This window comes from uncultured Coprobacter sp. (assembly GCF_947855755.1).
Taxonomy (GTDB): Bacteria; Bacteroidota; Bacteroidia; order Bacteroidales; family Coprobacteraceae; genus Coprobacter.
This window is the reverse complement of sequence record NZ_CANUAR010000024.1, coordinates 40,413-66,137: the sequence shown is the minus strand read 5'-3', so window position 1 is coordinate 66,137 and position 25,725 is coordinate 40,413. Positions and strand designations below refer to the sequence as shown.

General features: G+C 39.3%; 21 protein-coding genes and 2 tRNA genes. 6 read left to right on the top strand and 17 right to left on the bottom strand.

Annotated features, from left to right (window positions below; genetic code table 11):
• Positions 1-118: 118 nt before the first annotated feature.
• Positions 119-193 (bottom strand) — tRNA-Val (locus Q0093_RS12000).
• A gap of 147 nt (positions 194-340) precedes the next feature.
• Here Q0093_RS12000 and purB point away from each other — a divergent pair.
• Positions 341-1,687 (top strand): adenylosuccinate lyase, encoded by a 1,347-nt coding sequence (gene purB / locus Q0093_RS11995; RefSeq protein WP_297930795.1) that lies wholly within the window; start codon positions 341-343, stop codon positions 1,685-1,687.
• Positions 1,688-1,816: 129 nt separating this feature from the next.
• Here the strand turns inward: purB and Q0093_RS11990 are convergent, their stop codons facing one another.
• Both Q0093_RS11990 and Q0093_RS11985 read right to left on the bottom strand, forming a co-directional pair.
• Entirely contained in the window at positions 1,817-2,197 is a 381-nt protein-coding gene (locus Q0093_RS11990) for a MerR family transcriptional regulator (RefSeq protein WP_297930792.1), read from the bottom strand.
• 10 nt (positions 2,198-2,207) lie between these two features.
• Positions 2,208-3,179 (bottom strand): M23 family metallopeptidase, encoded by a 972-nt coding sequence (locus Q0093_RS11985; protein WP_294179492.1) that lies wholly within the window; start codon positions 3,177-3,179, stop codon positions 2,208-2,210.
• Positions 3,180-3,545: 366 nt separating this feature from the next.
• Here Q0093_RS11985 and alaS point away from each other — a divergent pair, with 366 nt between their 5' ends.
• Positions 3,546-6,167 (top strand): alanine--tRNA ligase, encoded by a 2,622-nt coding sequence (alaS, locus tag Q0093_RS11980; protein ID WP_297930787.1) that lies wholly within the window; start codon positions 3,546-3,548, stop codon positions 6,165-6,167.
• Between the two features lie 119 nt (positions 6,168-6,286).
• Here the strand turns inward: alaS and Q0093_RS11975 are convergent, their stop codons facing one another.
• The 7 genes from Q0093_RS11975 to Q0093_RS11945 all read right to left on the bottom strand — a co-directional run bounded on the left by Q0093_RS11975 (position 6,287) and on the right by Q0093_RS11945 (position 13,071).
• Positions 6,287-6,595, bottom strand: a complete 309-nt coding sequence (locus tag Q0093_RS11975; RefSeq protein ID WP_294179494.1) for a heavy-metal-associated domain-containing protein — start codon at positions 6,593-6,595, stop codon at positions 6,287-6,289.
• A 36-nt stretch (positions 6,596-6,631) separates the two neighbouring features.
• Positions 6,632-8,848 (bottom strand): TonB-dependent receptor, encoded by a 2,217-nt coding sequence (locus Q0093_RS11970; RefSeq protein ID WP_297930784.1) that lies wholly within the window; start codon positions 8,846-8,848, stop codon positions 6,632-6,634.
• Between the two features lie 193 nt (positions 8,849-9,041).
• On the bottom strand, positions 9,042-9,443 hold the full coding sequence (locus Q0093_RS11965) for a hypothetical protein (RefSeq protein ID WP_294179496.1): 402 nt from the start codon (positions 9,441-9,443) through the stop codon (positions 9,042-9,044).
• Between the two features lie 154 nt (positions 9,444-9,597).
• Entirely contained in the window at positions 9,598-10,368 is a 771-nt protein-coding gene (cdaA, locus tag Q0093_RS11960; protein WP_294179497.1) for a diadenylate cyclase CdaA, read from the bottom strand.
• A gap of 3 nt (positions 10,369-10,371) precedes the next feature.
• Positions 10,372-11,232, bottom strand: a complete 861-nt coding sequence (gene folP, locus Q0093_RS11955) for a dihydropteroate synthase (RefSeq protein ID WP_297930780.1) — start codon at positions 11,230-11,232, stop codon at positions 10,372-10,374.
• 159 nt (positions 11,233-11,391) lie between these two features.
• Positions 11,392-11,727, bottom strand: a complete 336-nt coding sequence (locus Q0093_RS11950) for a hypothetical protein (protein WP_294179499.1) — start codon at positions 11,725-11,727, stop codon at positions 11,392-11,394.
• Positions 11,728-13,071: a sodium-dependent transporter gene (locus Q0093_RS11945; protein ID WP_294179500.1), complete on the bottom strand. Its 1,344-nt coding sequence runs from the start codon at positions 13,069-13,071 to the stop codon at positions 11,728-11,730. It abuts the gene before it with no gap.
• Positions 13,072-13,437: 366 nt separating this feature from the next.
• On the opposite strand from Q0093_RS11945, the gene Q0093_RS11940 reads away from it, so the two are divergent.
• The gene (locus Q0093_RS11940) at positions 13,438-13,869 is read left to right on the top strand and encodes a VanZ family protein (RefSeq protein ID WP_297930776.1); all 432 of its coding nucleotides are present in this window, start codon (positions 13,438-13,440) and stop codon (positions 13,867-13,869) included.
• A 203-nt stretch (positions 13,870-14,072) separates the two neighbouring features.
• Here Q0093_RS11940 and Q0093_RS11935 read toward each other — a convergent pair whose 3' ends face one another.
• The 5 genes from Q0093_RS11935 to Q0093_RS11915 form a co-directional block, all read right to left on the bottom strand.
• Complete coding sequence (locus Q0093_RS11935; RefSeq protein ID WP_297930774.1) at positions 14,073-15,086, bottom strand: glycosyl transferase family 90; 1,014 nt, start codon at positions 15,084-15,086, stop codon at positions 14,073-14,075.
• Between the two features lie 485 nt (positions 15,087-15,571).
• A tRNA-Leu gene (locus Q0093_RS11930) sits at positions 15,572-15,653 on the bottom strand.
• A 61-nt stretch (positions 15,654-15,714) separates the two neighbouring features.
• Positions 15,715-16,731 (bottom strand): S41 family peptidase, encoded by a 1,017-nt coding sequence (locus Q0093_RS11925; protein WP_297930800.1) that lies wholly within the window; start codon positions 16,729-16,731, stop codon positions 15,715-15,717.
• 114 nt (positions 16,732-16,845) lie between these two features.
• Entirely contained in the window at positions 16,846-17,724 is an 879-nt protein-coding gene (locus Q0093_RS11920; protein ID WP_297930772.1) for a DUF3316 domain-containing protein, read from the bottom strand.
• A gap of 2 nt (positions 17,725-17,726) precedes the next feature.
• Complete coding sequence (locus tag Q0093_RS11915; RefSeq protein ID WP_294179504.1) at positions 17,727-20,414, bottom strand: DNA gyrase/topoisomerase IV subunit A; 2,688 nt, start codon at positions 20,412-20,414, stop codon at positions 17,727-17,729.
• A 233-nt stretch (positions 20,415-20,647) separates the two neighbouring features.
• On the opposite strand from Q0093_RS11915, the gene Q0093_RS11910 reads away from it, so the two are divergent.
• The 3 genes from Q0093_RS11910 to Q0093_RS11900 are packed head-to-tail and all read left to right on the top strand — an operon-like array spanning position 20,648 to position 23,372.
• Positions 20,648-22,198 (top strand): glycine--tRNA ligase, encoded by a 1,551-nt coding sequence (locus tag Q0093_RS11910; protein WP_297930769.1) that lies wholly within the window; start codon positions 20,648-20,650, stop codon positions 22,196-22,198.
• A gap of 11 nt (positions 22,199-22,209) precedes the next feature.
• Positions 22,210-22,800: a LemA family protein gene (locus Q0093_RS11905; RefSeq protein ID WP_294179506.1), complete on the top strand. Its 591-nt coding sequence runs from the start codon at positions 22,210-22,212 to the stop codon at positions 22,798-22,800.
• A gap of 26 nt (positions 22,801-22,826) precedes the next feature.
• A complete protein-coding gene (locus Q0093_RS11900; protein WP_297930767.1) occupies positions 22,827-23,372 on the top strand; it encodes an FKBP-type peptidyl-prolyl cis-trans isomerase in 546 nt (181 codons plus the stop codon).
• 200 nt (positions 23,373-23,572) lie between these two features.
• Here the strand turns inward: Q0093_RS11900 and Q0093_RS11895 are convergent, their stop codons facing one another.
• Together Q0093_RS11895 and Q0093_RS11890 are read right to left on the bottom strand one after the other, a co-directional pair.
• Positions 23,573-23,773, bottom strand: coding sequence for a hypothetical protein (locus Q0093_RS11895; protein WP_009319178.1), 201 nt, complete (start codon positions 23,771-23,773; stop codon positions 23,573-23,575).
• A 130-nt stretch (positions 23,774-23,903) separates the two neighbouring features.
• Entirely contained in the window at positions 23,904-25,577 is a 1,674-nt protein-coding gene (locus tag Q0093_RS11890) for an AMP-binding protein (RefSeq protein ID WP_288640087.1), read from the bottom strand.
• Positions 25,578-25,725: the final 148 nt, after the last annotated feature.

Sequence of the window (25,725 nt, the reverse complement as noted above, 5' to 3'; positions counted from 1 at the left end):
CCGCCGACCCTCTGCTTGTAAGGCAGATGCTCTGAACCAGCTGAGCTAAACGCCCCTTTCTAAAAAAAAGAAAATCTCTCTCGATTCTCTTTATCGTCCAATTCCAAAAATTTTCCGGTGGGCGTTGACGGATTCGAACCGCCGACCCTCTGCTTGTAAGGCAGATGCTCTGAACCAGCTGAGCTAAACGCCCGGAGAATTGCTTATCAAAAGCGAGGCAAAGGTAAGATATTTTTTTTAACCTCAAAACAAAATCTTCCTTTTTCTGCAAAAAAACGTTTTTTTTTGGGGAAATCAGACAGATAAGTTACTTTTGCAAAAGAAAACGAAAAACCTTCTTATGGAACTGACAACCCTTACTGCAATCTCGCCTGTTGACGGGCGTTATCGGGGTAAAACCGCCCCTCTTTCCGAATATTTTTCAGAATTTGCTCTTATCCGTTATAGGGTACATGTAGAAATCGAGTATTTCATTGCTTTATGTGAACTTCCCTTACCGCAACTGGCAAACATAAACTCCGATACTTTTCCGAAATTAAGAGCTATATATAATGATTTTACAGTAGCCGACGCCGAACGAATCAAAGCAATCGAATCGGTCACAAATCATGATGTAAAAGCTGTAGAATATTTTATCAAAGAAAAGTTCGATGCGTTAGGAGGACTTGAAGCATACAAAGAATTCATACATTTCGGACTGACATCTCAAGACATCAATAATACCTCTGTTCCTCTGTCTTTAAAAGAAGCATTGGAACAAATTTATTACCCGACACTGGAACAAATGATCGGTATGGCAAAAGACTATGCCGAAGCATGGAAAGAGATTCCTATGCTGGCAAAAACTCACGGACAACCGGCATCACCTACTCGTTTGGGAAAAGAAATGATGGTTTTCGTTTACCGTCTCGAACAACAACTGAACTCCTTAAAACAGATTCCTATCAGCGGAAAATTCGGAGGGGCTACCGGCAACTTCAACGCCCACCATTTAGCTTACCCGGAATATGACTGGAAAATTTTCGGAGCTCGGTTTCTTAAAGAGAAGTTAGGTATTGAACGCGAAGCATGGACTACACAGATATCCAATTACGACAATTTAGCTGCTTTATTTGACGGAATGCGTCGAATAAACACAATATTGATCGACCTTGACCGGGATTTCTGGCAATATATATCTATGGAATATTTCAAACAAAAGATCAAGGAAGGGGAAGTCGGCTCTTCTGCCATGCCCCATAAAGTCAACCCGATCGATTTCGAGAACTCCGAAGGAAATCTCGGAATAGCAAATGCCATACTCGAACATCTTGCTTCAAAATTACCGATCTCACGATTACAAAGAGACCTGACCGACTCTACCGTACTCCGGAATATCGGTGTACCCCTCGCTCACATGCTCATCGCATTGCAAAGTACAATGAAAGGACTCGGGAAACTGCTTCTTAATGAAAAAGCGATTTACAACGATCTCGATAACATGTGGAGTGTCGTAGCAGAAGGTATTCAAACAGTGCTCCGTCGTGAAGGATATCCTAAACCTTATGAGGCACTAAAGGCTTTGACCCGTACCAACGGCATAATAAATGAAGAGGCCATACATGCGTTTATCGATACATTGAATGTTTCGGACAACATCAAGGCCGAATTGAGAACCATCACACCACACTCCTACACAGGAATGTAATATACTTATAAAATATAACAAAAGCCACAGGAATTTTTTCGGAAATTTCTTGTGGCTTTTGTTATCATTCAAGACTGAACCGGTAAAAAACAAAGGAAAACCGCCTGTATAAAGTTTTACAATAAAAAATCACAAATCAGCCTCATCCGATTCATTGTGACTGGAAACATCGATTTTCGCCAATTCATTCCGTATTCTACAAAGTTCTTCACGAACACTTTTTAAACGCGATATGATTTCATTACTCCGGATAACCCCAGACCGGTTTTCCTTTAACTGTTTCTTTGCGCCGGCAAGGGTCAGGCCTTTCTCCTTCAACAGATAATAGACCAACCGGACATTATCAATATCTTCCTGATTATAAAAACGTACACCCCTTGAAGAACGACGAGGTGTAATAATATCAAATTCATCTTCCCAATACCGGAGAGTAGATTCGTTTACCCCGAAATATTCAGCGACATCCCCGATTGTATAGTAAATCCGTTTCTGTTTCTTCTCCGTATTCATTCCTCAAAAATTAATCCATTACCCGTCCTTGATTTTCGGCAATCTGTATCATACGGTCATAGTCTGCAGGACTCAGATCAAAGAAATAATAATTGATCGGATTGTCATGTTTACCCTTATAAATTACTTCATAGTGAAGATGCGGTCCTGTCGATTTACCGGTATTTCCCACCAAACCGATCTCCTCTCCACGAACGACTTTCTGACCGTTACGCACGGAAATACGGCTCAAATGAGCATAACGGGTTTTATATCCGTATCCATGATTAACGACGATAGTATTCCCATATCCCTGTTTCCAACCGGTCTCAACGACCGTACCGTTTCCCGTAACATACACTGGAGTCCCGATGTCTGCGGCAAAATCCATCCCCTCATGAAATTTACGAGTTTTATAAATAGGATCTATGCGTAACCCATATCCCGAAGCCGTTCGTTTCAAATCTTTGTTCGACACAGGCTGAATTGCCGGTAAACAATTTATCCGATCTTCATTTTGCTGCCCCAACTTCACCAATTCATTAATCGAATTAGTCTGCACATATAACTGTCGGTTAAGCTGTTCGACCTTCTGTGTCGTAGCAACAACCAAATCTGCATCCGAAAGGTTCATCAAATCTTGATAACGTGACATATTATCTGTCCCGGCATTCCAAACTGCCGCACTAATAGGATCTGCCTGTAAAATAACCCGATACAGATTCGCATCTCTTTCTCTTACATCGGCCATGACATCCAAAGCCTCGTCCAAACGATGAGAAAGCAACTTATATTGAGACCTCATCTGCTGATTCTCCCGTTTCAGCATTTTTTCACGGGGAGAATCCACAAAATAGTTCAATACCGAAAATAAAATTCCCCCCAATATAATTCCGCTCAACAAATGGCGAAAAACCGTAGCCATACGCTTTCTGAACGACGGATACACCCGTTCATAACTCAGCGTATTGGGATTATATACATAAAAGACTTTTTTTCTCATAACATTTTGCTCAAAACATTCGGATCATAACCTCCGGCAAAACATATCGCCCCGTTTTATGAAACACAATAATACCGCATTCCGATACATATAAAATCATCTGTTTTACCTGAAAAACATATTTTTAACAGTTAAACTAAAGAACAGGGAAACAGACCGAAAACAAACCCGAAAAAAAACGGCAAAACCACTTTGTCGGAAAATTTAAACAGGTTCTTAGTAATTTTTTGCGCAACAATAGCCACAAAAATAATATTTTAGGCTATTTTTGCAAACTGTTTTTCAGAATATTAAATAACGACAGATTTATTTATTGACTCTACTGAAAACAACTGCTTAATAAACGTAAACTATAAATCATTAAATATGCTCACAGCTAAGGAAATTCGCGAATCGTTCAAGAGCTTTTTCAACTCTAAGGGACACCAAATCGTTCCTTCCGCCCCTATGGTAATAAAAGATGATCCCACATTGATGTTCACCAATGCAGGGATGAATCAGTTTAAAGATATTATTCTCGGAAATGTTCCGGCACGTTACAAACGGGTCGCCGACTCTCAAAAATGTCTTCGGGTCAGCGGAAAACACAATGATCTCGAAGAAGTCGGATTGGATACTTATCACCACACCATGTTCGAAATGCTGGGAAACTGGTCGTTCGGAGATTACTTTAAAAAAGAAGCCATAAACTGGGCATGGGAATACCTCGTAGATATTCTTAAAATAGACCCGGACAGATTATATGCTACCGTGTTCGAAGGTTATGCCCCCGAAGGTCTGGAACGTGACAACGAAGCAGCAGCATATTGGGAAAAACATCTCCCCGCTTCTCATATTATAAACGGAAACCGTAAAGATAATTTTTGGGAAATGGGCGATACCGGACCATGCGGACCTTGTTCTGAAATACACATCGATTTGCGGAGCGATGCAGAGCGAGCCGAAATAGACGGTGTCACATTAGTAAATGAAAGCCACCCTCAAGTAATAGAGATATGGAATCTCGTATTCATGCAATACAATCGCAAAGCCGACGGATCTCTCGAACCTCTGCCGGCCAAAGTCATCGATACCGGAATGGGATTTGAACGCCTTTGTATGGCATTGCAAGGAAAAACATCGAATTATGACACAGATGTGTTCCAGCCGATAATCAAAGCAATAGGCCAGCTATGCGGCAAAAAATACGGAGAAGACCGCCAAGCCAATATTGCTATGCGGGTTATCGCCGATCATGTGCGCACCATAGCATTTTCTATCACTGACGGACAATTACCGTCGAATGCCAAAGCCGGATACGTAATCCGTCGTATTCTTCGTCGTGCCGTACGTTACGGTTATACATTTCTCGGCCAACATCAAGCATTTATCTATACGCTCATACCGACCCTTATCGATACGATGGGAGATGCTTATCCAGAATTGATTTCGCAAAAAACATTGATCGAGAAGGTTATCAAAGAAGAAGAAGAATCTTTCTTACGCACCCTTGCCACCGGTATGAAACTGTTGGATAAGGTAATGGCCGACACGAAAGACGCCGGGATGGATTGCATCAACGGAAAAGATGCGTTTACACTATATGACACTTATGGATTCCCGCTCGATCTCACCGAATTGATCCTTAAAGAAAACGGTTTATCGGTAGATATAAAAGAATTTGATACCCAAATGCAACAGCAAAAGGAACGGGCTCGGAATGCCGCCGCTATCGAAACCGGAGACTGGGTAATTGTAAAAGAAGGAGAACCTCGCTTTATCGGATATGATTTCACCGAGTGCGATGCAGAAATACTCCGTTATCGTAAAATCAAACAAAAAAATAAAGAACTATATCAAATTGTTCTCGATCAAACCCCGTTCTACGCAGAAAGCGGAGGACAAATCGGTGATACCGGAACTTTAACAGCCGAAGGGGAAACGATAAAAATAATCAATACAAAAAAAGAAAACAACCTGAGTATTCATATCAGTGAAAAGCTTCCGAAAGACATCACCTCGACACTCCGGGCGGTTATAGATAAAGAGGCCAGACTGGCAACAGCTTGCAATCACTCGGCGACTCATCTGCTGCATGAAGCTCTTCGCACGGTACTCGGAACACATGTAGAACAAAAAGGCTCATTGGTAACACCCGATATACTGCGTTTCGATTTTTCTCATTTCCAAAAAGTAACTGATGAAGAATTGCGATTGGTAGAACAACTTGCTAATCGGAAAGTTCGTCAAGCTATCCCATTGAACGAGCACCGCAACGTTCCTATTGCAGAAGCAAAACAAATGGGAGCAATGGCGCTATTCGGAGAAAAATACGGAGATGAGGTTCGAGTTATCCAGTACGGTTCTTCTATCGAACTCTGTGGAGGTACTCACGTTGCAAATACCGGAAATATCGGTATGATTCGTATCATTTCCGAAAGTTCTATCGCTGCCGGCGTACGTCGTATTGAGGCTGTCTCCGCTGCAAAAGCCGAAGAACTGGTCGATTTCCAACAAGACACATTAAAAACAATCCGACAAATTTTCAACAATGTTCCGGATATTACCGCTGCTATCAGAAAAGCGATAGACGAAAATGCGGATTTGAAAAAACGGACAGAAGAATTTATCAAAGAAAAAGTCGCTTTGATGAAAGAATCTCTACTGAAAAATATGAAAGAACGTTCGGGAATGAAAATCATACTCCTCAAAGCCGCAACTCCGGCAGAGGTAGTAAAAGATATTGCTTTCCAAATACGAGGTGAAGTTCCCGAACACCTTTTATTCGTTGCAGGAACAGTAGATGAGAAAAACAAGCCGTTACTTACCGTAATGTTAAGCGATGACCTTGTTTCTGCAGGACTTAATGCATCGGCTCTCGTCCGTGAAGGTGCTAAATATATACAAGGAGGAGGAGGAGGACAGCCTCATTTCGCTCAAGCCGGAGGGAAAAATCCGGAAGGAATATCCGTAGCCATAGATAAAATTGTCGAACTGGCAGAGAAATAAATTTTAACAGCAAAAAGCCGTCATTTTACGATTAAAATGGCGGCTTTTAGTTTATTTCACCGAAAAATTTAAACAGGCTCTTTATAGATAACCTCGTTTCACAGTGCAATACAGCTTTATTACTTTTTTTCTTTCTTGGTTTCTTTCACGAATTCTGCTTCATAATTGAATTTTTTGAATCCTTCTTTCAACTTTTCAACAGTCGTTTTATCAGCATCATAAGTAATAGAAGCGGTCTTCTCTTTCAAATCGGTAGAAATCTCTTTTACCCCTTTCTCAAAACGAATATTGTCTTTTACTTTCCGTTCACAATTTTCACAATACATCTGAGGAACTTTAAACACGACTATCCGAAGATCTTTCGCCACAATCACCGTTACACTCAATAATGCCATTACCAAAACGGCTGTAAATCTTTTCACTTTCATAACTTTATTCCTTTTTTATTAAACATATTGATTTCTCTAATTTCGAGCCCAATTAAAACGAATTCCTATATAAGCTTTCGCCCCGTGTACAGGTCCCCATATCATCGTAGAGTCAAAATTTTCTCCCCATGGATTAGCCGCATCGATAATCGGATTTTTCTGTTTAAAATTCGTCAGATTCTCCCCACCCACATAAATAGACCAACGACGAAAATAACGTGTAATTTGCACACTAAGCTGTTCAAAAGTTCCATAACGGGCACTCCATGAAGGACTTCCATTCTCCATAATATACGAATTCGGCATCCGCCCACCTCCGTTCAACTGAAGGGTAGCATCAAATTGCCATATTTCAAGAGGAGTCTTATAAGATGCAGTCACCAGACCTTTATATCTACTTGTCAAAGGTTTTTCTTTAAGCTCTCCGTTATAAGTAGTCTTCGCATCTGTAAAACGATAAGCCGCCGTAAGAGTAAAACCTTTGAAAAGAGGATAATTCGCCTCTACCTGAAAAACATGAGAATAAGAACGTCCGTTCAGATTATAAAATGCTATTTCATGCGGATCTGTATCCATATCTACAACTACCTGTTTCAAAAAATCCGTATAATAATATTCTGCATTAAGGTTCAAGGTCTTTCCGAACAAAGGGATATACGACGAAATACTTGCTCCGTAATTCCAAGCCTCCTCTTGATCCAAATCTCCAGCGATTTTCACTTTTCGACTGCTGGCAAGCAAATAATTATTTTCTGCCAACACATGATTGGTTCGATACCCTTTCCCCGCTGAAAGACGGAAATTTATAAACTCATTCGGATTATATTTGACATGTGCGCGAGGAGTAACGAAAAACCCGTGCATACTACTGTAATCTCCCCGTATTCCACCCATAAGCATCAATTTATCTTCTAAATTATAGGTATATTGCACATAAGCCCCCGGAACAGATTCCTTTTCAAAAGATTTAAGACGAGACAGTTCTGCATCGTTCGTCAAGCGGTATCGCTGATCATACCCGTCATAATTAAAACTCAAACCGGTAGAAAGACTATGCCGTTTACTAAATTCAGTCTCGAACAACAATGAAGCATACACATTGGTCTGATCCACATCATAAAGTTTATGCCCATAAACGGCATCCTGATTATGAAAAGTTCCTTGGAGAATAAGAGCCAGATTCGTATTCTTTTCTTTATTAAAGATATAAGCGTTTTTGGTAAAAGCTTCATAGCGTCGAGTATCGATTCCGATTTTATACAACTCCTGTCCCGGATTTCCGCCATGATTTACCTGACCGCTATTCCGCCATTCAGAAAGAGCTTTAATACCGGCTTGAAAAACATAATGATCCCCCATATACGCCCAACGATTCCAAAGATTATATTGCTCTACTCGAGGAATATCCACAAAACCGTCATGATTGGCATCATGAGCCATCGTTTCATTTTCATAATGAGCTAAAAGCGAAGTACTCCAACGCTTAGACAGCTTTAATGTAGCATCGGCATTGGCCTCATAACGCCCCGTACTGCTGGCAAACAGATTGGCAGAAACCCAGTCAGCCTCCGGCAACTGAGGTTTTTTAAATTCGACATTAATCTGTCCTGTAATAGACTCGTATCCGTTTTTGACAGATGAGCTTCCTTTACTTACCTGGATACTCTGCATCCACGGACCGGGAACATATCCCAGCCCATAAGGAGCTGCAGCACCTCTGTAATTAGGGATATTCTCGGTCATCATCTGCACGTATGTGCCGGATAACCCCAATAACTTAATTTGCTTCGCACCCGTAGCAGCATCTGAATAACTCACATCGACAGATGGATTTGTTACAAAACTTTCACCCAAATTGCAACATGCCGCCCGACTTAATTCTGCACTGCTAATAATATCGATATTCATAGCACTACTCCTTAATTTCGTAGTTCCGAACCTGCGCCTTACGACATTAACCTCGCCTAAAGACAATCCCTCACGTAAAACTATTTCCAGCGTTGCATTTTCACTATCGACATGAACTGTATCATTTTCGAATCCTATATAACTAATAACCAAAATCTCACTATCTTTCGGCTTCACAATAGAAAAACTTCCATTTTCGGCAGTAACCGCAAAAACCTTCGTATTGATCCATGCCACATTAGCCCCGGGTAACGGTTCTCCTACACTATCTTTAACAACACCCTTTACCTTGGCCTGTACCGGATACAAAAGCAAACAGAAAAATATTAAAAATATATATTTCATATATGACAATTCGTTTATTACTAAAAAATATAACACCCTTAATCACAAAGTCTTTTCCGTTCACTGAAACATGTCTGGCTTGACTTGCAATAAGGAAATACAAAATCACGCATCTTAAATATCCCAAGATACGTCACACAGGGACACGCAAACTCTTCCACAAGAAACATTTGCTTATTCCCCGCAATAAATTCTAAATAAGGAAAATAGAATAAAGAGTAAGATAATAACGTGGTGTACGTAAAGAATTGGGAGGAATATCTTTTATCTCGGTACGTACGGATTCGACAAATGAAAAATTCCTTTCCCTGTCAGGTAACAGATAACAAAAGAACTGCATAAACGGAATAAAACTCGCACACTCACAAGAATGTTTCATCAGATCTACTTTATAAACAGTAGCTTCACATCCGTCATCTCCACAAAAATTATCTGATAAAAAGTTCGTATCACGGCATTTTTCACAACCGGTAACACAACATTTCTGTTCAGCCTCACACCCCGAACAGCAATAGTGCATAACAGAGATCCCTACCCCCGCAAAAACGATCAGCAGAGATAATGAAATAGCCAATATGTAACGAAAACTTCTCATAGTACGTTGCAAAAATAAAAAGATTCGTCCATTACGACCATTTAATTTTCCCTTTTTATCTATTACATTTATTAAATACAACAGATAAATATTTAATATACAAGTATTTAAATACTAAAAAAAAATTTACTATTCTACTTCCTTGAAATAACAATCATTCTGCAGTTTCGGACAAAAAATGCTCCAAGTCCTTACCAGAAAGCCGCAAATGCAGTTTACCATTACGTGCAACCGAAATATTTCCGGTTTCTTCTGATACGATAACCGCCGTAGCATCCGACTCTTGAGTAATACCCAATGCCGAACGATGCCTTAGTCCCAAAGATTTAGGAATATCGTTATTATGAGACACAGGCAATATACAAGCAGCCGCCACAATACGGTTATCCGCTATAATCATAGCTCCGTCATGCAAAGGACTGTTCTTAAAGAAAATATTTTCTATAAGACGAGAATTGACATCGGCATTTATAATATCTCCTGTTTGCTCATAAGCAGTAAGTGCCATATCTTTTTGTATCACAATAAGAGCTCCGGTTTTGGTTTTAGACATATTCATACACGCATACACCAATGGCATAATATAAGACTGCTGATCTGCATTTTTCTCTTTACTGGGAAGAAACAACCTGAAAAAGAAACGCCATCGTTTATGAGATCCCAATTCGACAAGAAAACGACGGATTTCATCCTGAAACAAAATAACTAAAATCAAGACCCCGACACTTACCAGCTTATCCATTATCGCCCCGAGCAAACGCATATCCAAAATCCGAGTAACAACGACCCAAACTCCGATAAAGGCCATAACACCGGCAAAAATATTGATCGTGCCGGAATCTTTCATCATCTTGTAGATATTATAAAGCAACAAACCGACAAGTAAAATATCTAAAGCGTCTTTTATCCCGAAATGAACAAACATAAATTATCTTGCTGTTAAAGTTTTTGTAACGATCTTTACTGTTTCCACAGCTTCTCTGACATCATGCACACGCAATATATCCGCACCGCCCAACAATGCAAGGGTATTCAGAACAGTCGTACCGTTCAGACTCTCTTCCGGAGATGTTCCTAACAATTTATAGATCATAGATTTCCTGGATATTCCCGCCAAAACAGGTAATCCCAATGTCCGAAACTCAGACAATCCATTCATCAATGAATAATTATCGTCTAATGTTTTACTAAATCCGAAACCGGGATCTATGATAATATCATTCACACCCATCAACCGGAGTTTCTCTGTCTTCTTGGAAAAATACATCAACAAATCGGCAACAATATCATCATAATTCGTATAATCCTGCATAGTTTGAGGAGTTCCGCGCATGTGCATCAAAATATATGGAACTCTGAGAGCAGCAACAGTTTCAAACATCTCATCATCTAATTCTCCCCCCGATATATCATTAATCATCGACACCCCGAATTCTTCTACGCAACGACGGGCTATCCCTGCACGAAAAGTATCTACCGAAATATAAACATCCGGATATATTGCCCGAATTGCTGAAAGCGCATGAGACAAACGATTCATCTCTTCCTCTTCCGGTATATTCTCTGCCTGAGGACGAGAAGAGTAAGCCCCTATATCGATAATCGCGCCACCCTGCTCAACAATCTCTCTCGCCCGCGATATTACGGCAGCTTCGGTCTTACAACGACTTTCGGCATAAAAAGAATCGGGAGTAACATTTAATATACCCATTACCAAAGGCGGTGTCAAAGCCACCATATCTCCGTTCAAGTTTATAGTAAATGCAGGTTTATTGCAGGCAACATTCATAAACGGTCTTTTTATTTACAACAAACGAAGATAGACCTTTTTATTTAAAAAGCCTATCCGATATAATGTATATTTTCATACAAATTACAAAAAAGGCTTCCTTCATAATCCGAAATTCTAACTATTTGCATATTTACGTAAGCCCCAAAACATCACCGCTCAATTCCCGGAATCCCGATTTTGTCCGGTACTTTCTAAAGATTCCCGCTCAACCGGAGCAAACGATTGTTCTCGAGGACGATATATAGGAGTCGATTTCTTTCTACCGGAATTTTTCTTACGCCGAACAGTATCCTTCTTAATTGAAATTTGCTTTTCAAAATCAGAGATTTCGGTTTCAAACTGCTTGAAATCAGAAACCTCCGGCTCAGCTTGTCTCGTTGTACCATAAAAACGCACGACAAGAAGTATCACAATGCAACATAGTAATAAAATTACTGCAAAGCGTTCTCCACGACTGAAATTCCAAAAACGATATTTTTCAGATTCTTTCATCTAAAATAATCCGAGTCCGGACAGAAAAATTAAAAATATAGCTACAGGTGCGACAAAACGCATACAAAACATTAAGATACTAAAATACCAGACACGAGAAACCCCATGATTACTCAATTCTTCTTTTATAAATTGCCGATCGAGCTTCCATCCGACAAATATAGAAATAAGCATTCCTCCTGCAGGCAACAATATATTCGAAGCTAAAAAGTCGCAAAAATCAAATATGGAAAAACCGAAAATGTGAAAATCACTCAATGGACCGAATGATAATGAACAAAGAGTACTCATCACCAAACAGATGAAAATAAGAATTTGTGATGCCCGACGACGTGTAAAATGAAATTCTTCATGCAAAAAAGCAATAGCGACTTCACACAACGAAATGGTAGAAGTCAAAGCTGCAACTGTAATAAGCACGAAGAACAATATAGACCAGATATAAGCACCCGGTATTTGCTGAAATACATTCGGCAGTGTAATGAAAATCAACTCCGGACCTTGTGAAGGACTTATTCCAAAAGAAAAAACCGCCGGAAAAATAATAACTCCGGCCAATACAGCGACAAAAGTATCCAAAGAAGCCACCGTAATCGCCGTTTTAGGTAGCGAAGTTTTATCGGAAAAATATGAAGCATACGTTATCAGTGTACCCATTCCTAAACTCAATGAAAAAAACGCCTGCCCCATAGCCCGCAACACCACGCCTGAATCTATTTTAGAAAAATCAGGATGAAACAAAAAAGAAAGCCCTTCCTTTGCACCGGACAAGAAAAGCGACCGTATGCAAAAAGCTATCAATATTACAAACAGTAAAGGCATCAAAACATTAGATGCACGCTCTATTCCGTCACTAACACCCCTTGAAACAATAAAATAATTCATCCCAAGAAACAGAAATATCCAAAATAACGGACGAATAGGCGATGCCGTAAATTCAGTAAAAGCAGTAGCAAAATATTCGGGACTTTTCTGACTCATTCCGAAAGTAGCCGCCTGATAAACATAATCTAATGTCCATCCGGCAATCACAGAATAAAATCCCATAATAAACACCGGAGCAAATACTCCCATATATCCGATAATATTCCAATGTGTTCCGGGAGCTAATTTCAAAAACGAACGATTTACATTTGCCTTGGCACTACGTCCTACGACAAACTCGGCAAGCATGACGGGTAATCCCAAAAACAATACACAAAGAATATATACCAGCAGAAATGCCGCCCCTCCGTTTTGTCCGGTTTCATAAGGAAACCTCCAAATATTTCCCAATCCGACAGAAGATCCCACAGTAGCGGCAATAACCCCCAGTTTCGTCACAAATGTCGCCCGTTTTGCCATAAACTCCAAGTTTAAATTACATTTAATACAAAAATAACATTTATATATCTTTTTATCACATTTAACCCCACAAAAATTAATTCTTGCAACAAATCAGAATAAATAAGAAGCAAAAAAGAATCTAAAGTGCGTAAAAAATAAAATCCTACATACAAAATATAGTATCTTTGTATAATTAGAATTTGTCTAAATTTTACATAGACATTTTTTAAGAATCATTTTCGAGAATGTTTTCTTGTTTTTATAAAGAAAATATCGAGCTATTCAAATGAAAACAGGAAAACAAATCGAAAAAAAACGCAAAGATGCCCAGACTGAATTTCCTTATCGGGAAATTTAAAATGGCTTTTAATCAATATAACAATTATGAAAGTAATACGGTTTTTATCGAAGTTCATTCCTACAATACTGGTAGGTATCACTATATTATATCTTTCTCTTTCTCATGTTACCTCTCCATATAATGTTCCCAACATACAGAATTTAGACAAAATTGTTCATTTTACAATGTATATGGGATTAGTTTCCGTTTTTTGTTTCGATGTGTATCGTTCCAGTTGGCTTTCACGCCACGACGGATCTATACTGCTATCGGGATGGATACTTGCCGTTTTATGGGGTGGTTTGATGGAATTATTCCAAAAATACTTTACCGAATACAGAACAGCCGACTGGTTCGATTTTTTAGCAAACACGGTAGGTGCTTTCGCTGGAATCTTAGTAGGAGTTTTTATTATACGCCCCCTTATTCAACGATACAAAAAAACAAATCAAAAACAAAACACCTCTGTTCGATAATCAAACTCTCAATCATCCAAAAATATTCTCTACATAATAATTCTTTGAAGCCTGCCCAAGAGTCTGTCTGAATTTTACTCGGGTCAGGTTTGAAAGTTTCTTTCGAGGATGTTTTTCTGTTTTTACAAAGAGGATAGCGGGCTATCTGACGAGGGAAAACGGGAAAATAGACCGGAAGAAAACACAAAATTTCCCGATTATTTTCAAAATCTTATCGAATTAGTTTCTTCAAAATATTTTTTCAAAACAAATAAAGAAACAAGTTTTTCTCTTTCCGGATCTTTAAACTGTTCTACATATTCGTGCGCGTGGGCAATGATCTCCTCTGCCTTTTGAGGATGTGTAATATAATAATTAAGCCGCTCTTCCAAATCCGAAAAATCAGGCTTAATCTCTACATAATGATAATCCGGAATAAGCCTCCCCTCCATAAACCAGGTCTCACATGTGGGTCGGGGCATAACAGCCAATGAATTAGACGACATTACCCATTTCAAATTACTTGCAACATCATTTCCCTCCAAAGACAAGATAAATTTATAATCGAGGTGTTGACGCAATGTCATTTTCTCTACTATCCACTGCTTATTCGGATGCCGACCTTTGATTTCCCCCAAATTGCACATAGGATGTCCCCAATATTTTTCAAGAAACCGATAACGATTCTCTTTAAACCCATTTGTTCCGGGTAATCCGATCTTTCCACGAAAGACTATCATATCTTTCTTTTCTGCAAAGCTTTTTTCATCTTTGACAAAAATAAAATGGCGGACTTTATCTAATTTCATAATAACCGAATTCTCATTACCTGCTACAAGAGGCCGGCTTTTAACAATAGACGGAACTTTCGGAACAGAAACCAAATCTCCCGGACATAACTTCCATTTCAAGTATTGAGGAAACCAACGAGTATATTCGAAAGTATCGAAAAAATAGACTTTTTGTTTACACATCGGTTGCCTCTTCAAAGGAATAAGTTCATCCTCCCAATCATTATAAATAGTTGATAAATAGCCTTTGTCAAGCTGATTATAATAATTCACGCGCCGCATAATATATTCCTTATCTGCAAACTCATCTAATTTAGTAAACTCTTTCTTTAAACGAATCCGGAAAAAAAATTTCGGAATTACCAATCTCAGATAATTAATCCCATAATACACAAATTTGGGATTCTTTCCATTTCGCCATAAATAAGAAAATTTAGAATTTATCATAAAACTCGATTTGGCCTTCAAAAAATATGAATGTGACTCTATCTCCAATTAATAATATCAATATGATTCAACAATACGACAGTATCCATTACTCCTCATGACCAGCTAAAACCGTAAAAAATAACTCGGATTTTGGCAAGATAGACCTGCATCCCCTCTTTTTACAACAAAGATAGAAATTATTTCTACCTTAACAAACATTTATATGCATTAGGTTAATATTGTGTTATTTTGCTATACTAAAGTCCTCTCAAATTCTGTAAAAGCATTTTTTGAGAATTGTTCCTGAAAGTATTTTTCATTCTGACAAAAAGCGAACAGGTCATGTGATATGCAGAAATGGGGAAATGATAGAAATTATATGGCACAAATATTCCAATAATAAAATAAATGTCCAAAATATCTTTTTAATGCTTAACCGACAACCTCATTATCCCGAACTAACTAAAAAACAAAAGCCTGCAGAAAATTCTCTACAGGCTTCGTGCGGATGAAGGGACTCGAACCCCCACGGCTTTCGCCACTAGATCCTAAGTCTAGCGCGGCTACCAATTACGCCACATCCGCGTTTTGCTTTGCAAAGGTAATCGAAGTTTACGAATTTGCAAATATTATTCGCTTTTTTTCCTCATTCACCCCCTGACATAATCCAGTCTTTCGCACGTTCTATGATAGCATCTCGATCCGGAGTATCTGCCATATTCACAAAAATATCGGGTGCAATTCCAAATTCAGTATGTTCCTTATTAACATTATAAATAGGAGAAGCAGAAAAACGCACCGACCAGCCGTTCGGCAATTCAGAAGACACAGGAAGGCCGCTTCCGCCTCCGGTATAATCCCCTATAATCTTTACTTGCGGCAATTCTTTCATTACCGATACAAAATTATTCGTCGCACTATAACAACGGCGGTTTGTCAATACAGCAACAGGTTTCAGATAGTGTATCCTATCAGAAGGGGCAGTTTCTAACCTGATTTCATGAAAATCGGAGAAAGCATCATGAGCCGGACCGGTCTTATGCCGAATATAGCCGCAAATCCGATCTTCTGTAATAAAACGAGAAGCTATGCGATTTACTGTCGTCAGTATTCCTCCGCTATTGTCTCTCACATCGATAATAATCCCGTCACAAGATGAAAATGCAGCAAGTATCTGATCCAAATTACTCTCTCCCACTCCTGAAGAAAAACTCGCATAATATATGTACCCAATATTCGTATTTGCCAGAATACGGTATTTCATACCTCCGGCTATTTGATAATCGGGCTGCTGCAAATAATATTTATTGACAATCTCTTCATTAAAATTTACCGGATAGTCTTCGAACCATTTCCAATACCGGGCCATATCGAACGAAGAGGATAGATTCACATGCCCGTCTTGCAACTCCGCCAACATATCTGCCAATACACCGAACAACTCCTCATCAGTCATATTCTGAGCAATTCGTGATCGATAATGCTGATGAACTTCATTCCAGTCTATATTTTTATAATCGAAAAAACAATATCTTTCGTCCATAATAGACCACAAGGCCTCAAAATTACCTTCCGGATTATCTGTAAAATCCGATTCGGGAATACAAGAAGAAAAAAGAAGTGATACCCCGAACAAACAAACCATAAAAATCCGACTAAGCATTTTATAAATTTTGTCTTGTAAAAATACATTAGAGAAAAAATATTCCGCCATATCCCGACATCCGAGAATATATTTACATAAAAATGTCCTTCCTTTAATTATCATACTACAATATTAATAAAATGCAGAAATCGAAGAAGCAGCCGACATCACTTTTCTACGCTGACTACGTGTTACAAACTCCGTTGCGATTCCGACAGTAAATACATGTGTGTACATCTTATAAACCAAATGGTTCTGGTGCATAGAACGCAGCCGGTTCTTGTATCCGATGCGAACGGCACTTCTTCCTACCGGAAAATCGACGGTAAACATATTACTCATATCGAACTGATTATGAAAAGAGCCGAAATGGACAATACCCTTCGTATTCCCGAGACTGAACATCTCATAATAAGTTTGTCCGTATCCGGGACAAAAAAATGTCCCTATAAAAGGTAAAGACATTGAATAACGGAACGTAATCGGATAACCGGACACTCGCCATGTATAAATAGCCATACCGGAAACTCCTGCATTGACCGATGCTTTTGCCGCTGCCGGATTATTAGAATTTCTGAGATTATATATTCCACCGACATTTGTACTCAACTCCCCGCCTCCCAATAATTTTAACTTACAAGGCAAACGGAAAATCCGATACAATCCAAAAGAATAATCAAACATACCGGTAATCATCATGCCGTTTCCGGGACGATTCCGAGTAGTTGAAAAATCAACTTCGAAAAGATGCCGTGCAGCCAATCGCCCGGCACCGAAAGGAGCTACTCTCATTCTTTCGTGCCCGATGCCCACATCAAGACCGCTATATCGATTGATCGACAAATAAGTGTCGTAAACCTGATTATTTCCGACAGAGAAATAAGTTGAAGCGACAACCGGACGAACAACTTTCACCGAATCGTTATCTCTTTCAACAGCCTGTATGATATTTTTCCCGAATAGGAAAAACATCATTAAAATAAACATGCTTCGGTACTGCCGGATTCCCATTCTTAAAATAATTTCATTTGACCGGTAATTTCATCTAATATATCGCTATTGCCTTCGCTCTGAGAGTCTGTATCCGTATCATCCGGTAATTCGGCTTCCGGAACTTCCTGCTGCGGAATCTCTTTACGCAAAGGTTCTAATTCATTGATCGTCTCTATCGTATAAGTAGATATACGCTTACCTTTCGCCTTAAAACTTTTTACACCGATAAACTCCTCCGCATCAATTATCAACGGGTCTCGGAACGCGTCATTTCCTCCGAACACCACTTCAAAACGGGGGAACGATTCATCGGTAAGCAAGATCAAAGATGATTTAGAATTCTCACCCAAAAAATTTTGTTTCTTTTGAGTCGGCTCTAACTTGAAGCGTTTCAAATAAGGATATCCTTGATCTGCATCATTTAAAGCCGCAGTCCATGTCTTACCGGAATCATATTTTTCTATAATCATAATATCCGGCTCATAATGGTTGGTTGCATCAAAAGAAGTGGTACAAAAATCTCCGTTCTTCATAATAACAAGAATCTGGTCGTTCCCGTGAAATTCACCCAAAAACTCTCCTCGCCCATCATAATTAAGACGCAAAATATCCCGATCGAACCAAACCTGCCGTCCTCCTAACGTAGAACCGCCTTTTTCTTTCAAGGAGATTTTATGTATCTCATTTTTAGTCACGATATTCCCCATAGACTGCCGCCCCTTAATTGCAATGTCGCTAAAATCCTTGTCGATGAACAAACACTTAAGTCGAGGTTTGGGTTTAAATGTAATTTTCAATATTTCAGCCTCCCCATTCGGATTTGCAGTAAACCAAACGACTCGAGATCCCGGTTTTCCTTGTGTCAAATCATACTCTTTGTCACGAGTCACACCGGTCACGGCAAAACGCTTGATATAATGAAGACCGTCTTTCCCGTCACGATATATGACATTATAGATGGTTCGGGTATCGTTCTTCTTGAACACATTGATATACAATACATTTTTCCCGATAAACATTTTCTCGCTTACCCGAACGACTTTATACTTGCCGTCTTTATAAAAGATAATTATATCATCTATATCCGAACAATTACAAATAAACTCGTCTTTCTTAAGGCCGGTTCCCATAAAACCTTCCTCGCGGTTGATATACAATTTTTCATTTGCTTCGACCACCTTAGTAGCCTCGATCGTATCGAAACTCCGAATTACCGTTCGTCGAGGATAATTCTTTCCATATTTACTTTTCAATGCTTCATACCAACGGATCGTATAATCCACGATATGAGCCAAATGATTCTCTATCTCTTCGATATCCGTCTTTATCGCAGCAATCTGCTCTTCAGCTTTCTCGGAGTTAAATTTAAGGATACGTCCCATTTTTATCTCCATAAGCTTTAGAATATCTTCTCGGGTAACCTCTCTGACGAACGAAGATTTAAAAGGCTCTATTCTTTTATCGATATGCGCCACGGCAATATCCATAGAAGTGCTGTCCTCAAAAGCTTTATCTTTATAAATCCGTTCTTCGATAAATATCTTTTCCAACGAAGCAAAATGAAGAGTCTCCTCCAACTCGTGTTTTTGAATACTCAACTCTTCTCCCAGCAACCGCACCGTATTATCGACACTGCGCCGAAGGACATCGCTCACTGTCAAAAAATGAGGCTTACTGTCGCAAATCACACAACAATTCGGAGAAATACTTACTTCACAATCGGTAAACGCATACAGTGCATCAATCGCCTTATCCGAAGATGTACCCGGTATTAAATGCACCAATATTTCAGCATGCTGAGCCGTATTATCATCTACTTTACGGATTTTTATTTTACCTTTTTCCAAAGCCTTCAAGATAGAATCGATCAATGTCGATGTCGTCTTCCCGTAAGGAATTTCGGTAATTGCCAAAGTCCGGTTATCCCGTTTCTCCACTTTAGCCCGAACTTTTACAGAACCGCCGCGCTCCCCGTCATTATAACGGGTCACATCGATAAATCCACCCGTCTGAAAATCCGGAAACAACTCGAAAGGTTCATTTCTCAGATAAGCGATTGCAGCATCCAATATCTCATTAAAATTATGAGGCAATATTTTTGAAGACAGACCAACCGCAATCCCTTCGACTCCTTGAGCCAATAACAACGGAAATTTAACCGGAAGCGTTATAGGTTCTTTATTCCGCCCGTCATACGAGGGCTTCCACTGCGTAGTTTTAGGATTAAACACGACATCGAGAGCAAATTTCGATAACCGCGCCTCGATATAACGAGGAGCTGCAGCACTATCTCCGGTCAATATATTCCCCCAATTTCCCTGACAGTCGATCAACAGGTCCTTCTGTCCCAATTGCACCAAAGCATCTCCAATAGAAGCATCTCCGTGAGGATGAAACTGCATTGTATGTCCGACAATATTCGCGACTTTATTATAACGCCCGTCATCCAAACGTTTCATCGAGTGAAGAATACGCCTCTGTACCGGTTTCAAACCATCCTCCAAATGAGGAACTGCCCGTTCGAGGATTACATACGAAGCATAATCCAGAAACCAGCTTTGGTACATTCCCGTCAATTGATATTTAAAATCCGGCTTATCGCCTCCCGGCACTTTATAAGACGAATGGCTATTCTCTTCCGCCACATCGTTGCTTGATGCATCAAACTGATCATCAGCAGGAATCAGCTCTTTATCTTCTTCACTCATGAATCAAAAATATCTGTGTTTTAAACGCTCGAATCATATCGTCAAGTTTTCTGAAGTTTCAAAATATGCGGTTTTAACATTTTTATCAGCTTAATAACGACATGCTCATGCAAAAATACAAATTAAATCGAAAAAAATCATTTACTTTGCACTTTATTAGCCTCAGAATCGAGGTTATAAACGATCTTTTTTTAAAATAAACCGACATAAAGATATAAAACATAACAAAAGATATGGCACAGCAAGAAGACGTTTTTAAAAAACTGGTATCGCATTGTAAAGAATACGGTTTTGTTTTCCCTTCCAGCGAAATTTATGATGGACTCGCAGCAGTCTATGATTACGGACAAATGGGTGTAGAACTGAAAAACAATATAAAAAAATACTGGTGGGACAGCATGGTATTGCTTCACGAAAATATCGTCGGCATCGACTCTGCTATTTTCATGCATCCGACAATCTGGAAAGCATCAGGACACGTAGATGCGTTCAATGATCCTCTGATAGACAATAAAGACTCAAAAAAACGTTATCGTGCAGACGTTCTGATCGAAGACCAGTTGGCAAAAATGGACGAAAAGATCGAAAAAGAGGTTGAAAAAGCGGCAAAACGGTTCGGTGAATCATTTGATGAAGCGTTGTTCAGACAAACTAATCCACGTGTACAAGAGCATGCAGCAAAACGAGAAGAATTACACAGCCGTTTCGCCAAAGCAATGAATGACAACAACCTCGAGGAGTTGCGTCAGATCATCCTCGATTATGAAATTGTCTGCCCGATCAGCGGAACAAAAAACTGGACGGATGTCCGTCAATTCAACCTGATGTTCTCCACAGAAATGGGATCTACTTCCGACGGAGCAATGAAGGTATATTTGCGTCCCGAAACCGCTCAAGGGATATTTGTAAACTACTTGAACGTACAAAAGACAGGCCGCATGCGCATTCCTTTCGGAATCGCTCAAATAGGGAAAGCTTTCCGTAACGAAATAGTAGCCCGACAGTTTATATTCCGCATGCGTGAATTCGAACAGATGGAAATGCAATTTTTCGTACGTCCGGGACAAGAACTCGAATGGTTTAAAACATGGAAAGAAATACGGCTCAAATGGCACAAAGCACTGGGATTAGGAGACCATAAATATCGATTCCATGATCATGATAAGCTGGCACATTATGCAAATGCCGCTACCGATATCGAATTCGAAATGCCTTTCGGATTCAAGGAAGTCGAAGGTATCCACTCCCGTACCAATTTCGATTTGGGAAGTCATGAAAAATATTCAGGAAAAAAACTTCAATATTTCGATCCTGAACTGAACGAATCCTATACTCCTTATGTCATCGAAACATCCATCGGTGTAGATCGCATGTTCCTCAGTATTATGGCAGCAGCCTATTGCGAAGAAAAACTCGAAAACGGAGAATCGCGTGTTGTATTAAAATTACCTGCACCTTTAGCACCGGTAAAACTCGCAGTCCTGCCTTTAGTAAAAAAAGACGGGTTGCCTGAAAAAGCTCGGGAAATCATCGATACGCTGAAATTCGATTTCAAATGCCAATACGACGAAAAAGATTCTATCGGAAAAAGATATCGACGTCAAGATGCGATCGGAACTCCGTTTTGCGTCACTGTCGACCATGATTCTCTCCATGATAATATGGTTACGATCCGCCACCGCGATACAATGGAACAGCAACGTGTCCCTATTGACCAATTGGCACAAATCATCGGAGAACAGGTAAGTCTAAAATCTCTGTTAAAGAAAATCGTTGAAAAGTAAATAACGAATATATGAAAAAATCTCTTATCATCTTAATAAGTATTTTTGTCTTACTGGTGATTATTATCGGTTACGGAATATCGATAAATAATAAAATGGTTAATGCCGATGAGGCTGTAATGTCTCAATGGGCAAAAGTAGAAAACCAATACCAACGCCGGGCAGACCTGATCCCGAATCTCGTAAACACAGTCAAAGGATATGCTTCTCATGAGAAAGAAACTCTCGACGCTGTGGTAAACGCCCGGGCCAAAGCCACACAAGTTACAATCAGTCCTGAGAACCTGAACGAAGCATCTTTACAAAAATATCAGGCTGTTCAAGGTGAACTAAGCCAGGCATTAGGACGACTGTTAATGGTAACGGAGAATTATCCCGACCTGAAAGCAAACCAGAACTTTCTGGAGCTGCAAGCACAACTTGAAGGAACAGAAAACCGAATCTCTACCGAAAGGACAAGATATACGGATATGGTACGAGATTACAACGCCATGATACGTCGTTTTCCTGCAAGTATTATAGCCGGAATAGGTGGATTTGACAAAAAACCTCAATTTACAGCCGAAACCGGAGCTGAAAAAGCACCGGAAGTAAAATTTTAATTGATGAATAAAAAGGAATAAAGACGATGAAAAAATTTCCGGGAATTATAATATTACTGACTATCGTTTTCATAATGTCTTGTAAAGACGATAAAGAAGACACATGGACACAATATCAGAAATGGAGAAATGAAAATGCGGCCTACTTCAATCAGAAAAGGGCAGAAACGGATGAAAACGGGTTTCCGGTCTATACAGAAATCTATCCGGTTTGGGATCCGGGAAGTTTCATTCTGATGAAAACATACAAGAAAGGAGATGGAACAAAACCCGCTCCGCTAAACAACAGCACTGTAAAATTCATGTATAAAGGTACGTTATATAACGGCACGGCTTTCGACTCGACTTATCTTTATACCGACAGTGCAACCACCGGAAGAGTAGATCAATTCATACAAGGATTCCAGATAGCTCTCACAAGTATGCAACCCGGTGACAGTTGTCAGGCAATTATTCCTCAAAACTTAGGATATGGAGCAGAAATGTCTTCTTCAGTCATATTGCCTTACTCCACTTTGATTTTCGATCTCAAGTTGATAGACGTTCTCGGTTATGAACATCAAGTTCCCTAAAAAATCACTCCTCTAACAAATAAAAAAAGCCTTATTCCAAAGGCTTTTTTATTTATCGGTAAAGACGTCAATATTCAGATAATCGCTTGATCGTCCCGAACGAATTTTATTATTATTCTAATCAGAAAAATTCTTACAAAAAAATAGAGCAGCTCTTCTCAGAACCACTCTATTACACCTTTTTTGTTCTTATCGCTAAATTATTCAGCAACAACTGCAGCTGAATCAACGATAGCAGCTGAGTCAGCAGCTACAGAATCAACGATTACAGTTTCTTCTACTACAGAAATAGAATCAACCATAGTTGAATCAGCGCTAGTAGCGTCGCTAGTAGTTTTAGAAGAACAAGCTGCAAATGACATTGCAAATGCAACAGCGAAGAACAAGACTAACTTTTTCATTTTCTTTAAATTAAATATAAAACAATAAATTATTGCTTCAAAAACGGTTCAAAGGTATAGATTATTTTCTAATGTTGTATCACCTGAACTCATTTTTTTTCAAAAAAGTCAACTTTTTTCTTCAGAAATGCTATATCGGAGAAAAATTTGTATAAAGATACCGTTTTATACTCCGTTTCGGAGTTTTCTCAAATTCAGTCGGATAAAGATGAATTTTAGCGATTTGTTCATAAGGAGCAACCTCCTTATTTAAATTTTTCCGAATTTCCTCCATTGCTACCGGCAAATCTTCATTCGCAATTCCATAATCATCAACAGCCTCATAGTCAGGATATACCAAAGCGACCAAACGTCCATCCTTTTCAATAACAAGGCTTTCCATTATAAACGGCATATTATTCAATTTCGACTCGATCTCCTCCGGATAGATATTTTGCCCGCTCGCCCCCAAAATCATTGTTTTGTAACGACCCTTTATAAATATGGTATCATCGTTATTCACCGTACCCATATCGCCGGTATGCAACCAACCATCCTTATCGATCACCTTTTCGGTCGCTTCCTGATTTTTATAATAACCGGCCATTACGTTCTCACCTCGTACACAAATTTCTCCCGGAATCAGCTCGGGATCAGAAGAGTCGATCTTCACTTGCATATATCCTTCAAGAATTCGTCCAGAAGAACGTGGTATAAATTCAGAATGGTGAGTATAACTGATCAAAGGACCGCATTCTGTCATTCCATAACCGACAGTAAACGGAAATTTAATACGATGCAAAAAAGCCTCAACTTCGGCATTTAAAGGAGCGCCTCCGACAATTACCTGCTCAAAACGTCCACCGAAAGCATCCACCAGTTTTTTTCGTACCTGCCCATAAATACGGGAGTCGAGCAACGGAACATTAAGAGCCCATTTCAACGGACGTTTATTCAACATCGGCAATATCTGCTTCCGATATATCTTTTCTAATATCAGAGGCACGCAAATAATAAGATTAGGCTTTACCTCTTCCAATGCTTTCAACAATATTTTAGGCGAAGGAATTTTCCCCAATAACGTAATGTGCGTGCCGACAGCCAAAGGTACTAACAAATCAAATGCACATCCGTAAGCATGTGCCAAAGGTAAAAATGAAAGACATTTACTTCCTGAAAAATGAAGTTTCGAAGATATTCCGAAACACACATTTCCTCCGAGATTATTTCCCGTAAGCATTACCCCTTTACTAAAACCGGTCGTTCCCGAAGTATAATTAATCAAGATTACCTTGTCATTAGTTAATTCGGCAAAACGGACATCGTCTCTCGTAAAACCCTTAGGATATGCTTTTTTAAACAACTTATCCATATCACCCAAACATTGAGTAATACATTCTCCGTCCCGCTGATCAAGACAAGTATAATCCACCAAAGAAATAGTCGCGCGTAATTGGCTCAGTTTATCCACTTCGAGATTTTCCCAAATCAAATCTCCGGCAAAAAGCAAAACAGAATCTGAATGATTAACAATATGCTGAACATCATTTGCATTAAAATCCTGCAATATCGGAACGATAATTGCTCCATAAGAAACCGCAGCCATAAAAGCTATACACCATCGGGGAGTATTACGGCCGACAAGAGCAATCTTGTCCCCACGCCTAATCTGACAATATTTAAATAACAGATGCAAACGGGCTATTTGCTCTGCAACTTCTCCATAAGTAAAAGTTTCTCTCGTATTATAATCGGTCAATGCAGGCAGATCCCAATTTTCCTTAAAACTTTTCTCATAGATTTTGATAAAATTTTCCTCGATCATGGCAAATTAAGTTATGTCGAACTGCAAATTTATAATGAATAGTTGGTATTCTCCCTATAATATAGCTAAGGAATGTTACAGCACCGACGCTTTTTGCCTTAAAATGACTAACTTTGTTTCGTTTTTAATATGAATTACAATCTCATTA